The 17,239-nt window shown below is 69.7% G+C and carries 10 protein-coding genes; 2 read left to right on the top strand and 8 right to left on the bottom strand.

Annotation, left to right across the window (positions count from 1 at the left end):
* Window positions 1-17: 17 nt before the first annotated feature.
* Together QBJ89_RS04425 and guaB are read right to left on the bottom strand one after the other, a co-directional pair.
* Window positions 18-1,172, bottom strand: coding sequence for an RsmB/NOP family class I SAM-dependent RNA methyltransferase (locus QBJ89_RS04425; RefSeq protein ID WP_277979328.1), 1,155 nt, complete (start codon window positions 1,170-1,172; stop codon window positions 18-20).
* Window positions 1,173-2,630, bottom strand: a complete 1,458-nt coding sequence (guaB, locus tag QBJ89_RS04420) for an IMP dehydrogenase (protein WP_277979327.1) — start codon at window positions 2,628-2,630, stop codon at window positions 1,173-1,175. It abuts the gene before it with no gap.
* A 131-nt stretch (window positions 2,631-2,761) separates the two neighbouring features.
* On the opposite strand from guaB, the gene QBJ89_RS04415 reads away from it, so the two are divergent.
* Complete coding sequence (locus QBJ89_RS04415) at window positions 2,762-3,724, top strand: SPFH domain-containing protein (protein ID WP_277979326.1); 963 nt, start codon at window positions 2,762-2,764, stop codon at window positions 3,722-3,724.
* A 14-nt stretch (window positions 3,725-3,738) separates the two neighbouring features.
* Window positions 3,739-4,170, top strand: coding sequence for an NfeD family protein (locus QBJ89_RS04410; RefSeq protein WP_347342817.1), 432 nt, complete (start codon window positions 3,739-3,741; stop codon window positions 4,168-4,170).
* A 214-nt stretch (window positions 4,171-4,384) separates the two neighbouring features.
* Here the strand turns inward: QBJ89_RS04410 and QBJ89_RS04405 are convergent, their stop codons facing one another.
* The 6 genes from QBJ89_RS04405 to QBJ89_RS04380 all read right to left on the bottom strand — a co-directional run bounded on the left by QBJ89_RS04405 (window position 4,385) and on the right by QBJ89_RS04380 (window position 17,028).
* Window positions 4,385-4,771 (bottom strand): response regulator, encoded by a 387-nt coding sequence (locus QBJ89_RS04405; protein WP_219749418.1) that lies wholly within the window; start codon window positions 4,769-4,771, stop codon window positions 4,385-4,387.
* Between the two features lie 74 nt (window positions 4,772-4,845).
* Complete coding sequence (locus tag QBJ89_RS04400; protein WP_277979324.1) at window positions 4,846-7,236, bottom strand: ATP-binding protein; 2,391 nt, start codon at window positions 7,234-7,236, stop codon at window positions 4,846-4,848.
* The gene (locus QBJ89_RS04395) at window positions 7,221-8,507 is read right to left on the bottom strand and encodes an EAL domain-containing protein (protein WP_277979323.1); all 1,287 of its coding nucleotides are present in this window, start codon (window positions 8,505-8,507) and stop codon (window positions 7,221-7,223) included. The genes QBJ89_RS04400 and QBJ89_RS04395 overlap by 16 nt, the downstream gene beginning before the upstream one ends.
* A gap of 511 nt (window positions 8,508-9,018) precedes the next feature.
* Window positions 9,019-10,509, bottom strand: a complete 1,491-nt coding sequence (locus QBJ89_RS04390) for a flavin-containing monooxygenase (protein WP_277979322.1) — start codon at window positions 10,507-10,509, stop codon at window positions 9,019-9,021.
* A gap of 136 nt (window positions 10,510-10,645) precedes the next feature.
* On the bottom strand, window positions 10,646-14,893 hold the full coding sequence (locus QBJ89_RS04385; RefSeq protein ID WP_277979321.1) for a translocation/assembly module TamB domain-containing protein: 4,248 nt from the start codon (window positions 14,891-14,893) through the stop codon (window positions 10,646-10,648).
* Entirely contained in the window at window positions 14,893-17,028 is a 2,136-nt protein-coding gene (locus QBJ89_RS04380) for an autotransporter assembly complex protein TamA (RefSeq protein ID WP_277979432.1), read from the bottom strand. Before QBJ89_RS04380 ends, QBJ89_RS04385 begins: the two co-directional genes overlap by 1 nt.
* Window positions 17,029-17,239: the final 211 nt, after the last annotated feature.

Below are 17,239 nucleotides of genomic sequence, written 5' to 3'. Positions count from 1 at the left end.
GACACGATCGCCAGCGCCTAGCATGGTGCCCGCAGCCGCGCGACGAAAAAACCGTCGGTGCCGTCATGTGCGGGGGTGAGCCGGACGCCGCGTCCCCGCGCGCGCCCGAACGGCAGCGCGAGCGGCTCGGCCGACCAGCCGGGAAGACCGGCGAGGAAGTGCTCGACCTGGTCCGCGCCCTCGGCGTCGAGCAGCGAGCAGGTGACGAACACCAGCGCGCCGCCGGGGCGCACCGCTGGTGCCCCGAGCGCGAGCACGTGGCGTTGCATTGCGGCGAAGCGCTCGAGCCGCGCGGGGGTGAGGCGCCAGCGCGCCTCCGGATTGCGTCGCCACGTGCCGCTGCCCGAGCAGGGCGCGTCGACGAACACGACGTCCGCGCTGATGTCGGCGAGCGCGGCGGCCTCGCGGCCACCGTCGAGCAGGCGAGTCTCGATGATCGTCGCCCCGGCTTTGTCCGCTCGCGGCGCGAGCCGGGCCAGCCGCGCGCGGTCGACGTCGCTGGCGATGATCCGCCCCTGGTTCGCCATCGCGGCGGCGAGCGCGAGGCTCTTGCCCCCCGCCCCGGCGCAGAGGTCCAGCACCGTCATCCCCGGTGCGGCACCGGCGGCGAGCGTCACCGCCTGGCTGCCGGCGTCCTGTGGCTCGATCAGACCGGCGTACGGTGCGAGATCAGTGCCCGCCGGCAGCCGCAGCGCATCGGGAAGTCCGGCGATCGGCGTGGCGCTGTCCATCACCGGCGCGTCGCCGCACAGCCGATTGACACGCACGTCGAGCGGCGCACGCTCCACCAGCGCGGCCTGCTCGTCGCCGCCGAGGCCCGCCGCCATCAGACGCTCCGCGAGCCAGTGCGGCAGCACGCCCAACACTGCCGCGGTCTCGTCGCCGATCGGCGCCGGACCGTGCGGCGAGCCGTCGAAGGTGGCGGCGAGCGCCGCGTCCTGACGTGCGAGCGCGACCAAGGCGGCGCGCCCGCTCGCCGGCCGCTCGCCGAGCGCGCGGATCGCGGCATAGACCAGCTCGCGCACCGCCCGACGATCCTTCGATCCAGCGTAGCGCCGTGCGGCGAAATAGCGCGCAATCAGCGTGTCCGCCGCGGCGCCGCCCTGCTCGGCGGCGGCGACGATCGAGTCGAGCAGCTCGATCGCCGCCTGGGTACGCGCCGCGGGAGTCACTCAGCGCGTCGGATAATTGGGCGCCTCGCGCGTGATCGTCACGTCGTGGACATGGCTCTCCTTGAGCCCCGCGCCGGTGATCTGGACGAAGCGCGCGCGCTCCTGCAGGTCGCGGATCGTCGCCGAGCCGGTGTAGCCCATCGCCGCCTTGATGCCGCCGACCAGCTGGTGGATCACGTCGCGCGCCGGACCCTTGTAGGGCACCTGCCCCTCGATCCCCTCGGGAACGAGCTTGAGCTGATCGCGCACCTCACCCTGGAAATAGCGGTCGGCCGAGCCGCGCCCCATCGCGCCCACGCTTCCCATGCCGCGATAGGATTTATACGCACGCCCCTGATAAAGAAAGGTTTCTCCTGGCGCCTCCTCGGTCCCGGCGAGCAGCGAGCCGACCATGCAGGTCGAGGCACCCGCGGCCAGCGCCTTCGCGAGATCGCCCGAGGTGCGTAAGCCCCCGTCGGCGATCACGGGCACGCCCGCGGCGGCGCCGGCCTCGGCACAGTCCATCACCGCGGTGAGCTGGGGCACGCCGACGCCCGCGACGACGCGCGTGGTGCAGATCGAACCCGGGCCGATGCCGACCTTGATCCCGTCCGCGCCAGCGCCGATCAGCGCGCGAGTCGCCTCGGCGGTGGCGACGTTGCCGGCGACGACCTGGACCGAGTTCGACAGCTTCTTCACCCGCTCGACCGCGCGCGCCACATCGAGGTTGTGGCCGTGCGCGGTGTCGATGACGATGAGATCGCATTCGGCGTCGACCAGCGCCTCGGTGCGCGCGAAGCCCTTGTCACCCACGGTGGTAGCGGCGGCGACGCGGAGGCGACCCGCGGCGTCCTTGGTCGCCTCCGGGTACATCACTGCCTTTTCGATGTCCTTCACGGTGATGAGCCCGACGCAGCGATAGGCGTCGTCGACGACGAGCAATTTCTCGATGCGGCGCTGGTGGAGCAGCCGACGCGCCTCTTCCTTCGCGACGCCGGTCGAGACGGTGACGAGGTTCTCGCGCGTCATCAGCTCGGCGACCAGCTGGTTCGGGTTCTCGGCGAAGCGCACGTCACGGTTGGTGAGGATGCCGACCAGCTTGCCGTCGCGCTCCACCACCGGGATGCCGCTGATCCGGTTGAGCTTCATCAGCGCCTGCGCCTGCGCCAGCGTCGCCTCGGGCGCGATCGTGATCGGGTTGACCACCATGCCGCTCTCGAAGCGCTTGACCTGCCGCACCGCAGCGACCTGCTCGTCGACGGTGAGGTTGCGATGGAGCACGCCCATGCCGCCCAGCTGTGCCATCACGATCGCCATGTCGGACTCGGTGACGGTGTCCATCGCCGAGGACAGGATCGGGATGTTGAGCGCGATGTCGCGCGTCAGCCGCGTGCGCGTGTCCGCCGCGCCTGGGAGCACCGCGGACTCGGCGGGCGTGAGCAGCACGTCGTCGAAGGTGAGGCCGAGGCGGATGTCCATGGGGCGCCGAATCCTTGGGAGCGAGGAGTGGCGCGCCATGTAACCGCGTTCCCCGCATCTCGCTAGGCCCCCCGCTCCGCACCGGCTATGACAGCGGCGTGATCGTGGTGAGACCGCGGGGGAGAGAGACGATGACGGTGACGCTGGCCCTGTTGTTCCTGGCGCTGGTCGTCTTCTACCTGCTGACAAGCATCAAGATCGTCCGCCAGGGCTATCAGTACACGATCGAGCATTTCGGCCGCTACACTGGCACGGCCTCGCCCGGCTTCAACTTCTACCCCGCCTTCTTCTACCGCGTCGGCCGGCGCGTGAACATGATGGAGCAGGTGATCGATATCCCAGGGCAGGAGATCATCACCAAGGACAATGCGATCGTCTCGACCGACGGCGTCGTCTTCTTCCAGGTGCTCGACGCCGCCAAGGCAGCCTATGAGGTGTCCGACCTCTATGTCGCGCTGCTCCAGCTGACGACCACCAACCTGCGTACCGTGATGGGGTCGATGGACCTCGACGAGACGCTGTCGAAGCGCGACGAGATCAACGCGCGGCTGCTCTCGGTGGTGGACCATGCCACCGTGCCCTGGGGCGTGAAGATCACCCGGGTCGAGATCAAGGACATCCGCCCGCCCGCCGATATCGTCGCCGCGATGGGCCGCCAGATGAAGGCCGAGCGCGAGAAGCGCGCCAACATCCTCGACGCAGAGGGGTCGCGCGCCTCCGAGATCCTGCGCGCCGAGGGGCAGAAGCAGGCGCGCATCCTCGAGGCCGAGGGTCGGCGCGAGTCGGCCTATCGCGATGCCGAGGCACGCGAGCGTGCGGCGGAGGCGGAAGCCAAGGCGACGCAGGTGGTGTCGGACGCGATTGCGGCGGGCGGCACGCAGGCGATCAACTATTTCATCGCCCAGAAGTACGTCGAGGCGGTGGGCAAGTTCGCGACCAGCCCCAACGCCAAGACGATCCTCTTCCCGGTCGAGGCGACGCAGCTGATCGGCACGCTGGGCGGGATCGGCGAGCTGACCAAGAGCGTGCTCGCGCCGAAGGATCCGCCCGAGCCGCCGCTCGACCTGCCGCGCTCGGCGCTCGACCCGCGGTGATGAGCTGGGACTGGTTGAGCGAACCCGGCGCCGCCTGGCTCGCCGCGGCGCTGCTGCTCGGGATTGCCGAGCTGGCCGTGCCGGGCGTGTTCCTCGTCTTCCTCGCGCTCGCGGCGGCGGTGACCGCGGCGATCAGCTACGCGCTCGTACCTTTGCCGCTCGCGGCACAGCTTGTCTGCTTCGCGCTGTGGAGCGCGGTCGCGGTCGTGGTCGGTCGGCGCTGGTACCGCGACTATCCCGTGGCAGGCGGGGATGCGCGCCTCAACGATCGCGCCGCACGACTGGTCGGCGAGGTGACGCGGCTGGAGAGCGCGATCGTGGATGGCCGCGGCCGCGTCGCGGTGGGAGATGGAAGCTGGCCGGCGCGCGGCCCCGACTTGGCCGCGGGCGCGCGGGTGCGGATCGTCGCGGTGCGCGACGGCGTGGTCAGCGTAGAGGAAGCGTAAAGGCGTGAGCGCATCGGCGCGGTGCGTGCGCTATGCTGTGTCCCGCTCGCGCTGATTTGGAGGAGCCAGCCTCTTCGGACGACGTCCTGAGCTCGTTTCCGGATTCGCAGCGCGGTCCGTCTCTGCCCGTCCAACGATGTGGTGCGGTAGATCGCGCGACGAGTTCAGCACTCGGTGGAGAGCGGACGGTCGCTCCCACACAGCGAAAACCGCCTCAGATCAGTTCGTCGTCGTCGTCCTCGGCGAGCAGGCGACCCATCGAGTCGAACAGCGCGTCCATCGCCACCGGCTTGAAGATGACGTCGTCCGCGCCCGCCTCGAGGCAGCGCTGGCGCAGGTCGACGGCCGTGTCCGCGGTGACGACGATGATCGGCAACCGCGCCTTGACATCGTGACGTGCGCGGATGTGGCGGATCGCGGTGATGCCGTCCATGCCGGGCATGCGCAAGTCGACGAGGATCACGTCGAAGTCGTCGCGGTCGATCAGCTCGAGACCGAGCTCCGCGCTCTCGGCCTCGACCATGGCGACGCCGGCGACATCGAGCATGTCGCGGACGACGCGCCGGTTCATCCGATCGTCTTCGATAAACAGAGCCGTCAAAGCCGTCACTTCCGAGAACCCCTCCCCCTTCGGCAACGCGACCCCGCTTCTTCTCTCACAATGATCCTACCACATCATGCGGCGTCGCGCACGGTCGCGCGAGGCATGCTCAGCACTGCCGCGACCAACGCTTTCTTGGCTATCGGTTTCTCGATAACATGGGTGATTGACGTCGCCCATTCGGCGCGCCGCGCCGCGGTCTCGGCGGTGGCGAGCAGCGCCACGGGAGCACCTTCGGCGGCCGCGACGATCGCTGCCAGTTGCGCGGCCAGCCCGGTGGGAGAGAGCGACGCCGCATCGACCAACACGCGGTCGGGACGCGCGCGCGCCACTGCCGCGGCTGCCTCATCGCCGTCGGCGAAGAGGATCGGACCCTGCCCGTCGAACAGCGTCTTGTACATGGCCCGGGTGATGGGATTGCGCTCGATCACGACCAACGCGACCGCCGCCTCCTCCTGCTCCACCTCCGCGGCGGCAACATAGGGCAAGTCGAGCACGAAGGTCGCGCCCTCGCCGAGCCGGCTCGTCACGCTGACGTCGCCGCCCATCGCACGCGCCAGGTTGCGGCAGATCGCCAGCCCGAGGCCGGTGCCGCCGAACTGCCGGGTCGTCCCCGCGTCCGCCTGGCGGAACGATTCGAAGATCAGCTCCTGCGCCTGCGCGGCGATGCCGATGCCGCTGTCGGCCACGGTCACGCGCAGCCGCTCGCCCGCGACGGCGACGCGTAGCGCCACGTGCCCCGCCGGGGTGAACTTCACCGCATTGGAGAGCAGGTTGAAGATGATCTGTCGCAATCGCCCGGGATCCCCCATGATCCAGTGCGGCGCCGCGTCCGCGTCGACGTCGAACGCCAGCCCCTTGGCGCGTGCGGGGTCGCGCCACAGCCGAGTCGATTCGGCGAGCACGGCGCGCAGGTCGAGCGGCACGGTCTCGATCGTCATCCGCCCGGTCTCGATCTTGGCGACGTCAAGGATGTCGTCCACCAGCGCGCGCATCGTCATGCCGGCGCCGTGGACGATGCCGAGCCGGTCGCGCGTCAGGGGGTCGAGCGTCGCGTCGGCGATCATCACCTGGGTCATGCCGAGGATGCCGTTGAGCGGGGTACGGATCTCGTGGCTGGTGGTGGCGAGGAACTCGGTCTTGGCCCGCAGCGCCTTGGCCAGCTCGGTGTTGCTCGCGGCGAGATCGGCGTTGGCGGCGCGCACCTCGTTGCGGCTGCGCCGGATCGTGAAGAGGCCGATCGCGAGCAGCGCGATGATCAGCAGCGTACCGGCAACGGTGCCGTAGAGCAGCAGCCGCTGCGTGTGCGCGGTCTGGCGCTCGAACGCGACCGACTTGGCGAGATCGGCCGCCTTGAGTCGTGCAATCCGCAGTTCCTGGTTGGCGTAGTCGAAGCGCGCGGCGGCGAGCGCGACGCTGTTCGAGCGCGCGATCTCGGTCGCCTGATCGTCAAGCCGCTTGACCGCGCGCAGCTGCGTCAGCGCAGCGGCGGCGTCACCGCTCGCGACGTAGATGCGATAGGCGATGTCGTGCACGTCGCGGTCGGCGATCAACGTGCGCTCGGGATCGACGCCCGCGAAGCGCTCCATGATCAGATCGCGCGCGCGCGGAAGATCGCGGGCCTGCAGTGCGGCTTCGGCAGCGAGCGCGACGAACTGCGGACGCTGCACCTCGGCGCCGGCCTGCCGGGTCAACGCAAGGCCACGCTCGATCGTGTTACGCGCGCGCTCGATCCGCCCCTGCCGCAGTTCGGCTTCAGCGACACCGCTGAGCGCCTGCGCGAGTGCGAGTGGACTGCGGAGCGCCGTCGCCGCGCCGACCGTTCGTCGAAACGCTGCCTCTGCCTCGGCATAGCGGCCGAGCGCGGTGAGCGACTGGCCACGGCCATTCTCGACCGCGACGGTGAGTCCCGGATCGTCAGCATAGCGCTCGGACGCTTCGGAGAAATACCGCAGCGCCGTGGCATGGTCATTGGCGCTGCGGTAAAGCAGCGCGATATAGGTCAGGGCCTTGGCCTGGCTTCGCTGATCGCGCAGTTCGACGTAGCGATCGTGCGCGCGTTGCAATGCCCCGAGCGCGTCGGTGATCTGCCCCGCATCAGTCAGCGCTCCGCCCTGCGAGAGCAGGATATCCGCGGCGAGATGGGAGCCGCGATCGGCCTTCTCGGCCTGGCGCTGTGCCACCGCGAGCAGCTGCAATGCGCGCCGCGGCTGATCGATTCGCGTGTACGCTTCGGCCTCAAGCCAGTTGAGCGTCGCCGAGCGCGTGTAGTCGGCGCGGGTCGCCGCCGACCCGAGCGGCTGCCGCGCCTGCTCCACCAGCGCGATCGCGCCGCGCGGGTCAACCAGCATCTGCTGCTGGACACGCGCGACGAGCGGGTCCTGGACGGTTGCCGCGGCCGCCGCGGTGACGAAGGCGAGCGCCAACGTGACCGCGGCGACGAGGCGCCTTAGGCGCGCTTCCACGTCGCGCTCAGTCGCGTGAACGAGGCGCGCGTGTCAGCCGAGGCGCGGTGATGGCGCTCCTCCGCGAGGAATCCCGCGAGCGTCTCGAGTTCAACGGGACGGCTGAGCACATAGCCCTGCACCATGTCGCACCCCATCACCGAGAGCAGGGCCAGTGCGGCGTGCGTCTCGACCCCTTCGGCGACCACCTCCATGTCGAGCGCGTGCGCGAGATCGATGGTGGATCGGACGATCAGCGGGTCGCGATGCGAGCTGGTGATCCCGGTGATGAACAATTTGTCGATCTTCAGCTCCCGCGCCGGCAGCTGCTTGAGATAGGCGAGGCTTGACAGGCCCGCGCCATAATCGTCGATCGACACGGTGATGCCGATCGCGGCGAAGCGCTGGAGATTGGCGATCGCGCCCTCGGGGTCGCGGATCACCGCCGTCTCGGTGATCTCGAAACCCAGCCGCGCGTCGGGCGCCGCGGCGAGATAGTGGCACACCGCCTCGGCGAAAGCGGCGTCGGCCAGCACCTGCCCGGATATGTTGATGAAGATCCGCACGTCATGGCCGAGCCGCCGCAGCCGGCGCTGGTCCTGGATCGCGCGCCGGACCGTCCACAAGGTGAGCGGGCCGACGCGGCGGCGCTCCTCCGCCAAGGGGATGAAGTCGGCTGGGGGGATCAACCCTCGCGCCGGATGGCGCCAACGGATCAGCGCCTCGGCGCTCTTGATCACCTGCTGGCGCACGTGGAGCTTGGGCTGGTAGAACAGCTCCATCTCGTCCTCGGCGAGCGCACGATCGAGCTCGCTCGCGAGATCCTGACCGGCGACCAAGGCGGCGCCGCCGGTCTCGCTCACGGCAGACGCCAGCGCCTGCACCAGTGCCGCCTCGCTGGTCTCGGCGAGCGTCACGTCGTCGACTTCGGGCGCGGCCAACGCGCTGCCCACCGCCCAGCCGTGACGCGCGGCATCGTCGCACCGCTCATCCGTCGGATCGAAGAAGGCCCGCACTGCCGCTGATACATGCTCCACCTCGTCGAGCGCGCCACCGCACCTAACACGTACTACATCTTGCCCGATCGCGGCGACCCGCGCCAGCGGCAGCATGCCAGCCAGTCGCGCCGCCGCGTCGGACACCAACTTGCCCGCCGCATCCGCCCCGAGCGACCGCCGGACGGCGGCGAAGTCGCGCAGTCGCGCCAGCAGTTCGCCACGATGGCCGGCACCCGCGAGCTGATCGTCACGCGCGGCGCAGTCCGATCCGGACGGCTTAGAGGAGCAAGGCATATCCATTCCGGAGCCACCCTAGGCCTGCCAGCTTAATGAATAGCTTAAGTACGTCCCACTTTGGGTTAACCACTGGTTAATGCCATTGAGACGTGGTGAAAAAAGCGTTACCTGCGCGTTACCCTTCGGGGGGGTTGAGCAATAAATAGGGAGAAGACCCATGTTCGCATTCGTTCTCGCGCTGATCGGATTCGTCGGCACCACCATTCGCCCCTGGTAATCGGGAGTAGATCGATGCTCGCTTTTGTTCTCGCGCTGGTCGGCTTCGTCGGCACCACCATCCGTCCCTGGTAATCGGAGGCTCGTGATGTTCGCTTTCATTCTCGCGCTGGTCGGCCTCGTCGGCACCACCATCCGTCCCTGGTAATCGGAGAAGTACGATGCTCGCTTTCGTTCTCGCGCTGGCCGGCTTCGTCGGCACGACGATCCGTCCCTGGTAAGCAGATCCTCGGCCCGGTGTGTGCCGCGACTTCGTCGCCACCACCGGGTCAAGTATTGTATCGGGTCGTAACTAAGCCCGAGTGCGTAAACCGCCCGCGGCGAACTCGATTTCCTCGGTGACCGAGCCGAAGCGTAATGCCAGCACGTCGAGCGCGTAATTCTGGTTGAGCCGCCATGGCCTGCGGTGCCCCTGACGCGGCAGCGACGATAGGGCACGCCGGATGTAACCCGAGCTCAGATCCGCAAACGGCACCTCAGTGACGCTGCCGCTCCGCACCCGCGGCGTCGCGCTCGTCGCTTCACGTCGCCGCATCGCGCGGAGCAGCCGACACAGATAGGCCGCGACGAGGTCCGCCTTCAGCGTCCACGAGGCGTTGGTGTAGCCGAAGGCGAAGCTGAAGTTCGGTACGTCGGACAGCATCATTCCCTTGTACTGGAGCGACCGGGCCGGATCGATGACCGTCCCGTCCCGGGACAAAGCGAGCCCACCGAGCAGTAAAATCTCGAGACCCGTGGCGGTCACGACGATGTCAGCCGGGACATGGGTGCCGTCGGCGAGCAGCAGGCCGTCGTGGGTGAGATGCTCGATCGTCCCGGTAGCGACGCTGGCGCGCCCCTCGCGCAACGCGACGAAGAGATCACCGTCCGGGACGAGGCAGAGCCGCTGATCCCACGGATCGTAGCGTGGGGTGAAGTGGGTCGCGACGTCGTAATCGGCACCGAGCTCATGGCGCACCATCGCGATCAATCGCCGCGCGACGCCACCCGGTCGCGCCCTCGCCAGCCGGTAGAAGAATTGACCGAGCAGTACGTTCTTCCACCGCGTGACGGCGTAAGCGGCGCGTTCCGGCAGCACCTTGCGCAGACGATTGGCGGCGCGGTCGCGCGCCGGCCGCGACACGACGTAGCTCGGCGAACGCTGCACCATCGTGACATGCGCCGCCGTGCGCGCCAGCGCGGGCACCAGCGTCACCGCAGTCGCACCGCTGCCGATCACCGCGACGCGACGGCCGGCATAGTCGAGCCGCTCGGGCCAGAATTGCGGGTGGACGATCGTGCCCGCGAACACCTCCTCCCCGGTGAAAGCGGGCCAATGCGCGCGGTCATAGGCGTAATAGCCGGTACAGGCGTGAAGCCAGTCGCAGGCGAGTAGGAGTGACGATTCGCCCTCCCGCTCGACCGTGAGCGTCCAGCGCGACTCGACGCTCGACCAATCCGCCGCGGTGACGCGATGACCGAAGCGGATGTGCTCGGCGACGCCCTCCTCGCGCGCGGTCTCCTCGATATAAGAGCGGATCGCGGCGCCGTCGGCGATCGCCTCGGCGGCGAGCCAAGGGCGAAAGGCGTAGCCGAGCGTGTGCATATCCGAGTCCGAGCGGACGCCGGGATAGCGGAACAGGTCCCAGGTGCCGCCGATCGCGTGTCGCGCCTCGAGGATCAGGAAACGCCGGTCGGGCAGCCGTCGCCGCAACCGGCAGGCCGCGCCGATGCCGGAGAGACCGGCGCCGATGATGATGACGTCATTTCGCTCCACCGCGCCTCTCCCGCTCTCTGGCGCCATCCTGAACTCGCTTCAGGACCCACTGCTCCGCAGTGAACCTCGCCACCTGAGTGCGCGGCACGTGGGCCCCGAGACGAAGTCGGGATGACGGCGGCGAAGGGGGGGGGGCTGGCCCACGCCGCCCCCCCCGACCGCCCTAGAAGTCGCGCGAGTACCGCAGCTGCACGTTCGACCCGCCGAACGACCCGGCCTGCGACAGCACGCTGATGGCGCGCGTCAACGCGATCGTCAGCTGGGTTGCGGTGAAGCCGCGCGCATCGGTGACGATCTCGACGTAGATGTCGTCCGTCAGATACTTGCCTGCCGCCAACGCCGAGCCGCGCCCACTCGCCTCGTCGGCCCCGAGGATGCGCAGCCGGTCGAAGCCGGTGGCCGAGCGCAGCTTGCCGAGCGGGTTGAGCCCGCCGCCCGAGCCGCGCAGCGAGTTGAGCGCGCTGGCCAGCTGGATCGCCTCGGTCGCCGACAGATTCTCCGGGTTGGTCCCGAACAACAGGCGGCTCAGCACTTCGTCCTGGGGCAGCGAGGGGGTCGAGGTGAAGGCGATCTGCGGACGTTGGCCAGTGCCGGTGATCGCGATGTTGAAGGTGACGTTGTCGTTGGTGGTGGTCGCCAGGATGTTGATGTCCGGATCGGTCAGCGCGCCGCCGCGGAAGCGCACCTGCCCGCGCTCCACCTCGAAGCGCTTGCCCGCGAAGGAATAGGTGCCGCGCACCAAGTCGAGCCCGCCGTTGATCACCGGCGCCGCCGAGGTGCCGCCGATGCGCATGTCCATCTGCCATTCGCTCTCCAGCCCCATGCCGGAAACGTAGAGCTGGTTGTCGGCGCGGACCCGCAGGTCGAGCTTGAACAAGCCGGGCGGCGACGCGGGCGCGGGCGGCTGCCCCGCCGCCTTGGCCGCGGCCGCGGCAGCCTGCTGAGCGATCACGCTCTTCTTGCGCACGCCGGTGAGCTCGGGCACCTCGGCGGCGCCCTGGCGGATGATCTCGTAACGCGCGTTGGGCACGTTGATCTGCCCGCTGATCAGCCCGCCGCTCGCGCTGTTCTGGATGCGAATGTCGCCGCTGGCGGTGGCGCCGAGCGCGTCGGAGCGCGCCAGTTGCGCCTCGCGCATCACGACGCGGACGTCGAGCGGGAAGCCCTGCGCCGCGGCGAGCCCGACGTTACCCGACGCCTGCACCGTACCCTGCCCGGCGCGCGCCTGCATCTGCTGCAGCTCGAGCCGGTCGTTGTTGAAGCGCGCGGCGATCTTCATGTTGGTCAGGCGGGTGCCATAGGCTTCGTTGTCGTAGGTGAGGTTGTCGGCACGGATCAGACCGATCACGCGCGGCGCCGACACGGTGCCGCCAAAGTCCGCGGCGATCGCCATCGGCCCGGTGAGCTGCTGCTGCGCCAGGCCGGCGAAGCTGAACAGCACGCCCGCGGGCCCGTTGTAGCGGATTCCACCGCCAAGCGGCCCCTGCATCAACTGAGTCGTCCAGCTACCGCTACCCGTCGGGGTCAGCGTCGCCACCAGCCGCCCGACCGGCGTGCCGGCGCGCTTGATGAGCGCGCGCCCCTCGCCCGCCGCGCTCGACAGCCGGCCCTGGAAGACGACGTCGACCGGCTCGGACACCGCGACCAGGCTCGATCGCGTGAAGTTGGTGACGTTGAGCCGCGCGTCGGCACGCGGGAACGCCTCGCCCCTGTCCTGGACATAGTCGAGGCTGCCGGTCGCCTGGCCGTTGACGCCGAGGTTGGGGACGAGCGCGCTGATCAACGACAGATCGAGCCGGTCGAGCCGCATCTGCGCCTGGGTCGCGCCGCCGCCGAAGCGGCCCGCGAGCCGCACCGACCCCTTGTCGAAGTCTAGCCGCGCGGGCTCGAGCCGATAGCCGCCGCCCGCCGGCACGATCCGCGCCGGCTGCACGGTGCGGAACGCCACATTGTTCGCCGCGCCGCTCAGCGCGACGAGATAGAGGCTGGGCGAGAGCCGCGAGTTGACGGCGAGCCGGAACGGCACGCCGTTGGAGCCGTTGAACAGCGCCTGCGCGATGCCCGCCCCGTTGCGATAATCGACCTTGACGCGGCCGGTCTGAAGCAGCGTCGCGCCATAACGCAGGTTGGCCACCTGAGCGTCGGCAACGATCTGCGGCTTGTCGTAGAGCACCGCGTCGGCGGTGACGATCGCGCGGCCGATGCTGAAGCCCGCCATACCGGGGATCGTCGCACCCGCGGCGCGCGCGTTGACGCTGGCGCGCTGATACTTGCCTTGGGCGCCGAGCGCGACATTGCCGTTGAGCCCGTTGCCGGCGAAGCGCACCTGGCCGGCGAAGGGCCCGGCGGCGGTCTGGACGACGCGGCCGGCGAAGTCGATGCCGGCGAACAATACCCGACGGATATCGACAGCGAGCTGGTTGCCTGGGGTGACCAGCACGTCGGCGGTGAAGCCACCGTAGTTGGTCGCGCCGCTGGCATTGACCTGATAGGCGCCGCCGCGCCCGACTACGCGTGCGTCGAGGTTGGCGAGGCCGACTCCAACGCCCGCGCGCGGCGCGCGCAGTCGCACCACCGGCGCCGTCGAGGAGCCGGTCACGCGCGCGTAGAGCGGGCCGTACTGGGTCGAGTAAGCGTCGGCGTCGACCAGCAGTGCGCCGCTCGCGGGGTCGAAGCGACCCTGGCCGCGCGTGACGCGGAACTGCGGCGCGTTGAGCGACAGGCTCTGGAACGTCACCACCCCGGTCGGCGAGTAGCCGAAGCGCGTGCTCATCACCGCGTTGCCGCCGAGGAAGGTGCGGACGCCCTCGTTGAACAGCTGCTTGGTCTGGAGCGCGACGCGGCCGGTGATGCCGAACCCGCCGTTCGGCCCGGGCACGAGCCTGGCGTCGGTCTGCACGTTCACCACGCCGACGCTGTCGACGCGGAAGTTGTTGACGCGGCCCTGCAACCCACCGGTGTAGCGGCCGGTGGCGGTGTTGGCGGCGATGATCGCGGTGGCGTCGATCGTGTCCGAGCGGATGCGGAGATTGTCGGACAGGATGCTGGGCATGGCGATGGCGAGGTCGCCGTCGATGCGCGCGTTGGTGGTGAGCCCGCCGAGCGCGGCGTTGAGCCCCGCGATGCGGCGCGCGCGCGCGTGGACCGGCACCAGGATGCGGTCGCTGTTCACCCGCGCCAGGCCCTCGGCGTACAGGTCCTGCACCGAGGTCTGCTGGAAACCGAGCGCGGCGGCGCGGATCTTATAGTCCACCGTCGGGGTGGCGAAGGCGCCGTTGAGCACCACGCGCGCAAGCACGTCGCGCCCGCTAACGCCCGGCATGATCGCGCCCGGGGTCAGCAGCTTGGCGTCGACCGCGAAATTGCCGAAGCGGCTGTTGGCGAGGTCGAGCATCCCGCCGGCGTCGACCGCGAGCGCCTGCGAGGCGAGCCTGATCCGGGTGTCCGCGCGGCGTTCGGCGAGCGTCACGTCGGCGGCGACGTTCAAGGCGGGGGCGGTCAGCCGCTCCACCGGCCCCTCGATGTAGAGACCCGGCCGCGTCGGCCCGCGCACCTCGAAATGGCCTTTGCGCGCGGTAAGGGCGAGGTTGGCGAGCTCGCCGCCGCCGAGGTTGGCGAGCAGACGCCCCTGCCATGATGTCCAGCTGCCTTTGCCGCCGAGCGTAGCGGTGAGCGGCGCCTTGAGCCCGGCGAGCTGCGCCACCGCGCCGTTGGCGGGCGCGGTGAGCCGGACGTCGAGGTCGAGCTTGTCGTCGTCGGGCACCGCGTCGAGCCGCACCTGCGCGACGTCACCGCCGGCGACGCCGGGCGCGCGCAGCGTTGCCGCGTCGACCACGAGCTGTGCCCGGCGATCAGCGATATGCGCCTGCCCGTCGAAGCGCGCGACATGGCGTGCGCCGGCGACCGGCGGCTCCATCACGAAGCGCGCGACGTGGAGCCGGTCGATGTCGATGTCGAGGTCGGGCAGCAGCGGCGCGTTCTCGTCCTCGGGCGTGGTCGGCGTCGGTTTAAGCTCGGGGTTGCGCCGCAGCGTGATCAGGCTGGCCGAGACGCTGCGCACGTCAACGTGGTTGCGGGCGAAGGCGAACGGCCGCCAGTCGAGGTCGAGCCGCGGCGAGGTCAGGAACACGCCCTTGGGATCGCTGACGCGCACGTCGCTGAGCCGCAGCTGGCCGTACAGCGATCCGTCGATCCGCCCGACCTTGATGTTGAGGCCCGAGGCGGTGGTGTAGCCGCCGATCTTGTCGGCGACGAAGCGACGGCCGGGATCGGTGTTGATCCCCAGCACGATCGCAACCACGAGCAGCACCAGCGCGGCGAGCACGATGCCGACCCACTTGAGCACGCGCTGCCAGAGAGGACGGCGGACGACGACGGTCTCGTCGGCGGTCGGGAGCGTGTCCTCGGCCATCAGAATGCCTGCCCGATCGAGATATAGAGCGCGATCTTGCCGTCCCCTTCGCGCGGGTTGAGCGGCGTCGCGACGTCGACGCGCAGCGGCCCGAAATTGGTGTAGAAGCGGCCGCCGATGCCGGCGCCGATGCGCAGGTCGCTGCCCTTGGGCAGGCTGCTCTCATAGGCGTTGCCGGCGTCGACGAAGGGCACGATCCCGAAATCGCCGAAGCGGTACCGCGCCTCGAGCGCGAACTCGTTGATGCTGCGGCCGCCGAGCGGGCGCAGGTCGGCGCGATCGACGTTGCCGCTCGAGTCCGGGGTGAGCGAGGCGACCGGCTCGAGCGGCCCGAGCCGCTGGAAGCCGTAGCCGCGCACCGAACCGCCGCCGCCACCGTAATAGCGCCGCGATGGCGCGATGTCGTCGCGCGCAATGCCGACGATGCTGCCGGCGCGCGCGCGGCCCGCGATTACCAGACTGTCGCTCACGGGATAATAGGCCGTACCCTCGATCAGCGTGCGCGCATAGGGCTTGGTCTGGCCCGAGATCGACACCTCGGGGCTGAGGTTGAGCTTGAGACGATAGCCGCGCGTCGGGTTGAGCAGGTCGTCCGAGGTGTCGAACAGCACCTGCCCGGGGAGCGCGACGACGCCATAGGTGCGGCGGTCGCGGTCGAACGTGTCGAAGTCGAACACGCTCTCGTTGGTGCCGACCAGCTCGAAGCCGTAGGCATAGGTGAAGCGCTTCTGCCAGATCGGCGTCGAATCGTAGCTCACCCGGCCCGACAGCGTGCCGGTGAAGGCGTCGAATGCGTCGTAGCTGGAGTGATTCGCGCTCGCGAGCAAGCTGACGGTACGGTCGCGTTTGCCCGCATTCTGTCGCCGCAAGCCGACCGACAGGCCCTGCTGCTGCGTGCCCGCGATCACGCCGAGGATCAGCGCGCCCTCGGGCGGGAAGCGGTTGCGGTTGGTGAAATTGGCCTCTGCCTTGACGCCCTCGCCGGTGTTGTAGCCGACCGAGCCCGACAAGCTCTTCGCCGGTCCGCGCGTCTGGCGCACCAGCAGGTCGACCTGCTCGGTCCCGTCCGCCGCGGTGACGCCGGTGCGCACCGGCTCGACCCCGACGCCGTTGAACAGCCCCGTCGCGACCAGCGCCTCGCGCAGGTCGTCGGTGAGCCGCGCGTCGTACAGCTGGCCTTGGTCGAAGCGCGGGAAGACGTCGAGATGCTTGAGATCGAACACCGGGTCGCCCTCGGTGCGCAGCACACCGAACGAGGAGCGCGGGCCGGTGTCGACGGGCAGTGTATAGTCGCCCTTGCCGGTCTGCTCGTCGAGCAGCACGTCACGCTCGCCCAGCTTGATGAAGGGATAGCCTTGCTGCGGGAGCCGCAGGCTGACATTCGCCTCGGCGCCCTGAATCCGTGCCGCCTCGATCGGATCGCCGACCTTGAGCGGCAGCTCGCGGCGGACGAGCTCGGGCGGCTGGGTGGCGGCGGCCTTCACCGTGACGCTGCCGAGCTTGTACTGCTGCCCCGGCGAGGCGGTGACCAGCGCCCGCAACTTCGCCGGGGTGCCCGCCACCGTCTCCACCGTCGCCACCGCGGTGCCGTCGTAATAGCCCAGCGACTTCATGAGCCGCAGCGCGAGTTGCTCGTCCTCGCGCGCGCGGGCCGAGACCTGGGTGGCATTGTCCGCCTTGCCGCCACCCTTCTTCAGCGCGGAGAGCGAGTCGAACTCGTCGGTCAGACCGAGCGGGTCGAGCCCCTGCACCTCGCTGGCGTAGCGCACGTCGGGCTGGTCGCCGCTCGCCGGATCGGCGACGGTCTGCAACGGCTCGGTGTTGAAGCTGGAGAGCGGGTCGAGCGGTCGCGCCAGCTGCGGGTCCTGCGGCGGCGCGGGGGGCAGCGCGCCGGGCGTGATCGGCTGCTGCGCCGCTGCCTGCGCCGGAGCGTGAGCGGGATCGGTTGCTGGCGCCGGAGTCGCCGTGTCGGTCGGCAATGGTTCGAGGGGCGCATTGAGGTCGCCCGACAGCGGCGGCAACGCGGCGTCGAACTCCGCCTCGGGGACGATCGGCGTGCTATCCGCGGTCGGCGCCGCTTCAGCAGGCTTGGGTGAGTCAGGCCCCTGCGCCGGCGCGCTACCCGGCTTCTGCATCTGCGCCGACGCGGCGGCACAGGCCAGCGCCAAACCCGCAGTGGCGAGCAGGAGACGCGAGCGACGGACAGGAAAAGACAAAAACTGCGCCCCTTTAGGTAAGGCATGCGGCATTCCGCTAAAGCCCCGTTAGCCTGCAACGAGCCAGCGCGGGATCGGTTTCACGACGCTGCCGCGCCACTCCCTCGCACGATCGCCATAGCAGGTCGAT

Origin of the sequence: Sphingomonas phyllosphaerae, from assembly GCF_029623345.1 — a bacterium.
Taxonomy (GTDB): domain Bacteria; phylum Pseudomonadota; class Alphaproteobacteria; order Sphingomonadales; family Sphingomonadaceae; genus Sphingomonas; species Sphingomonas phyllosphaerae_C.
The sequence above is the reverse complement of the archived record's forward strand: the minus strand, read 5'-3'. Positions and strand labels throughout refer to the sequence as shown.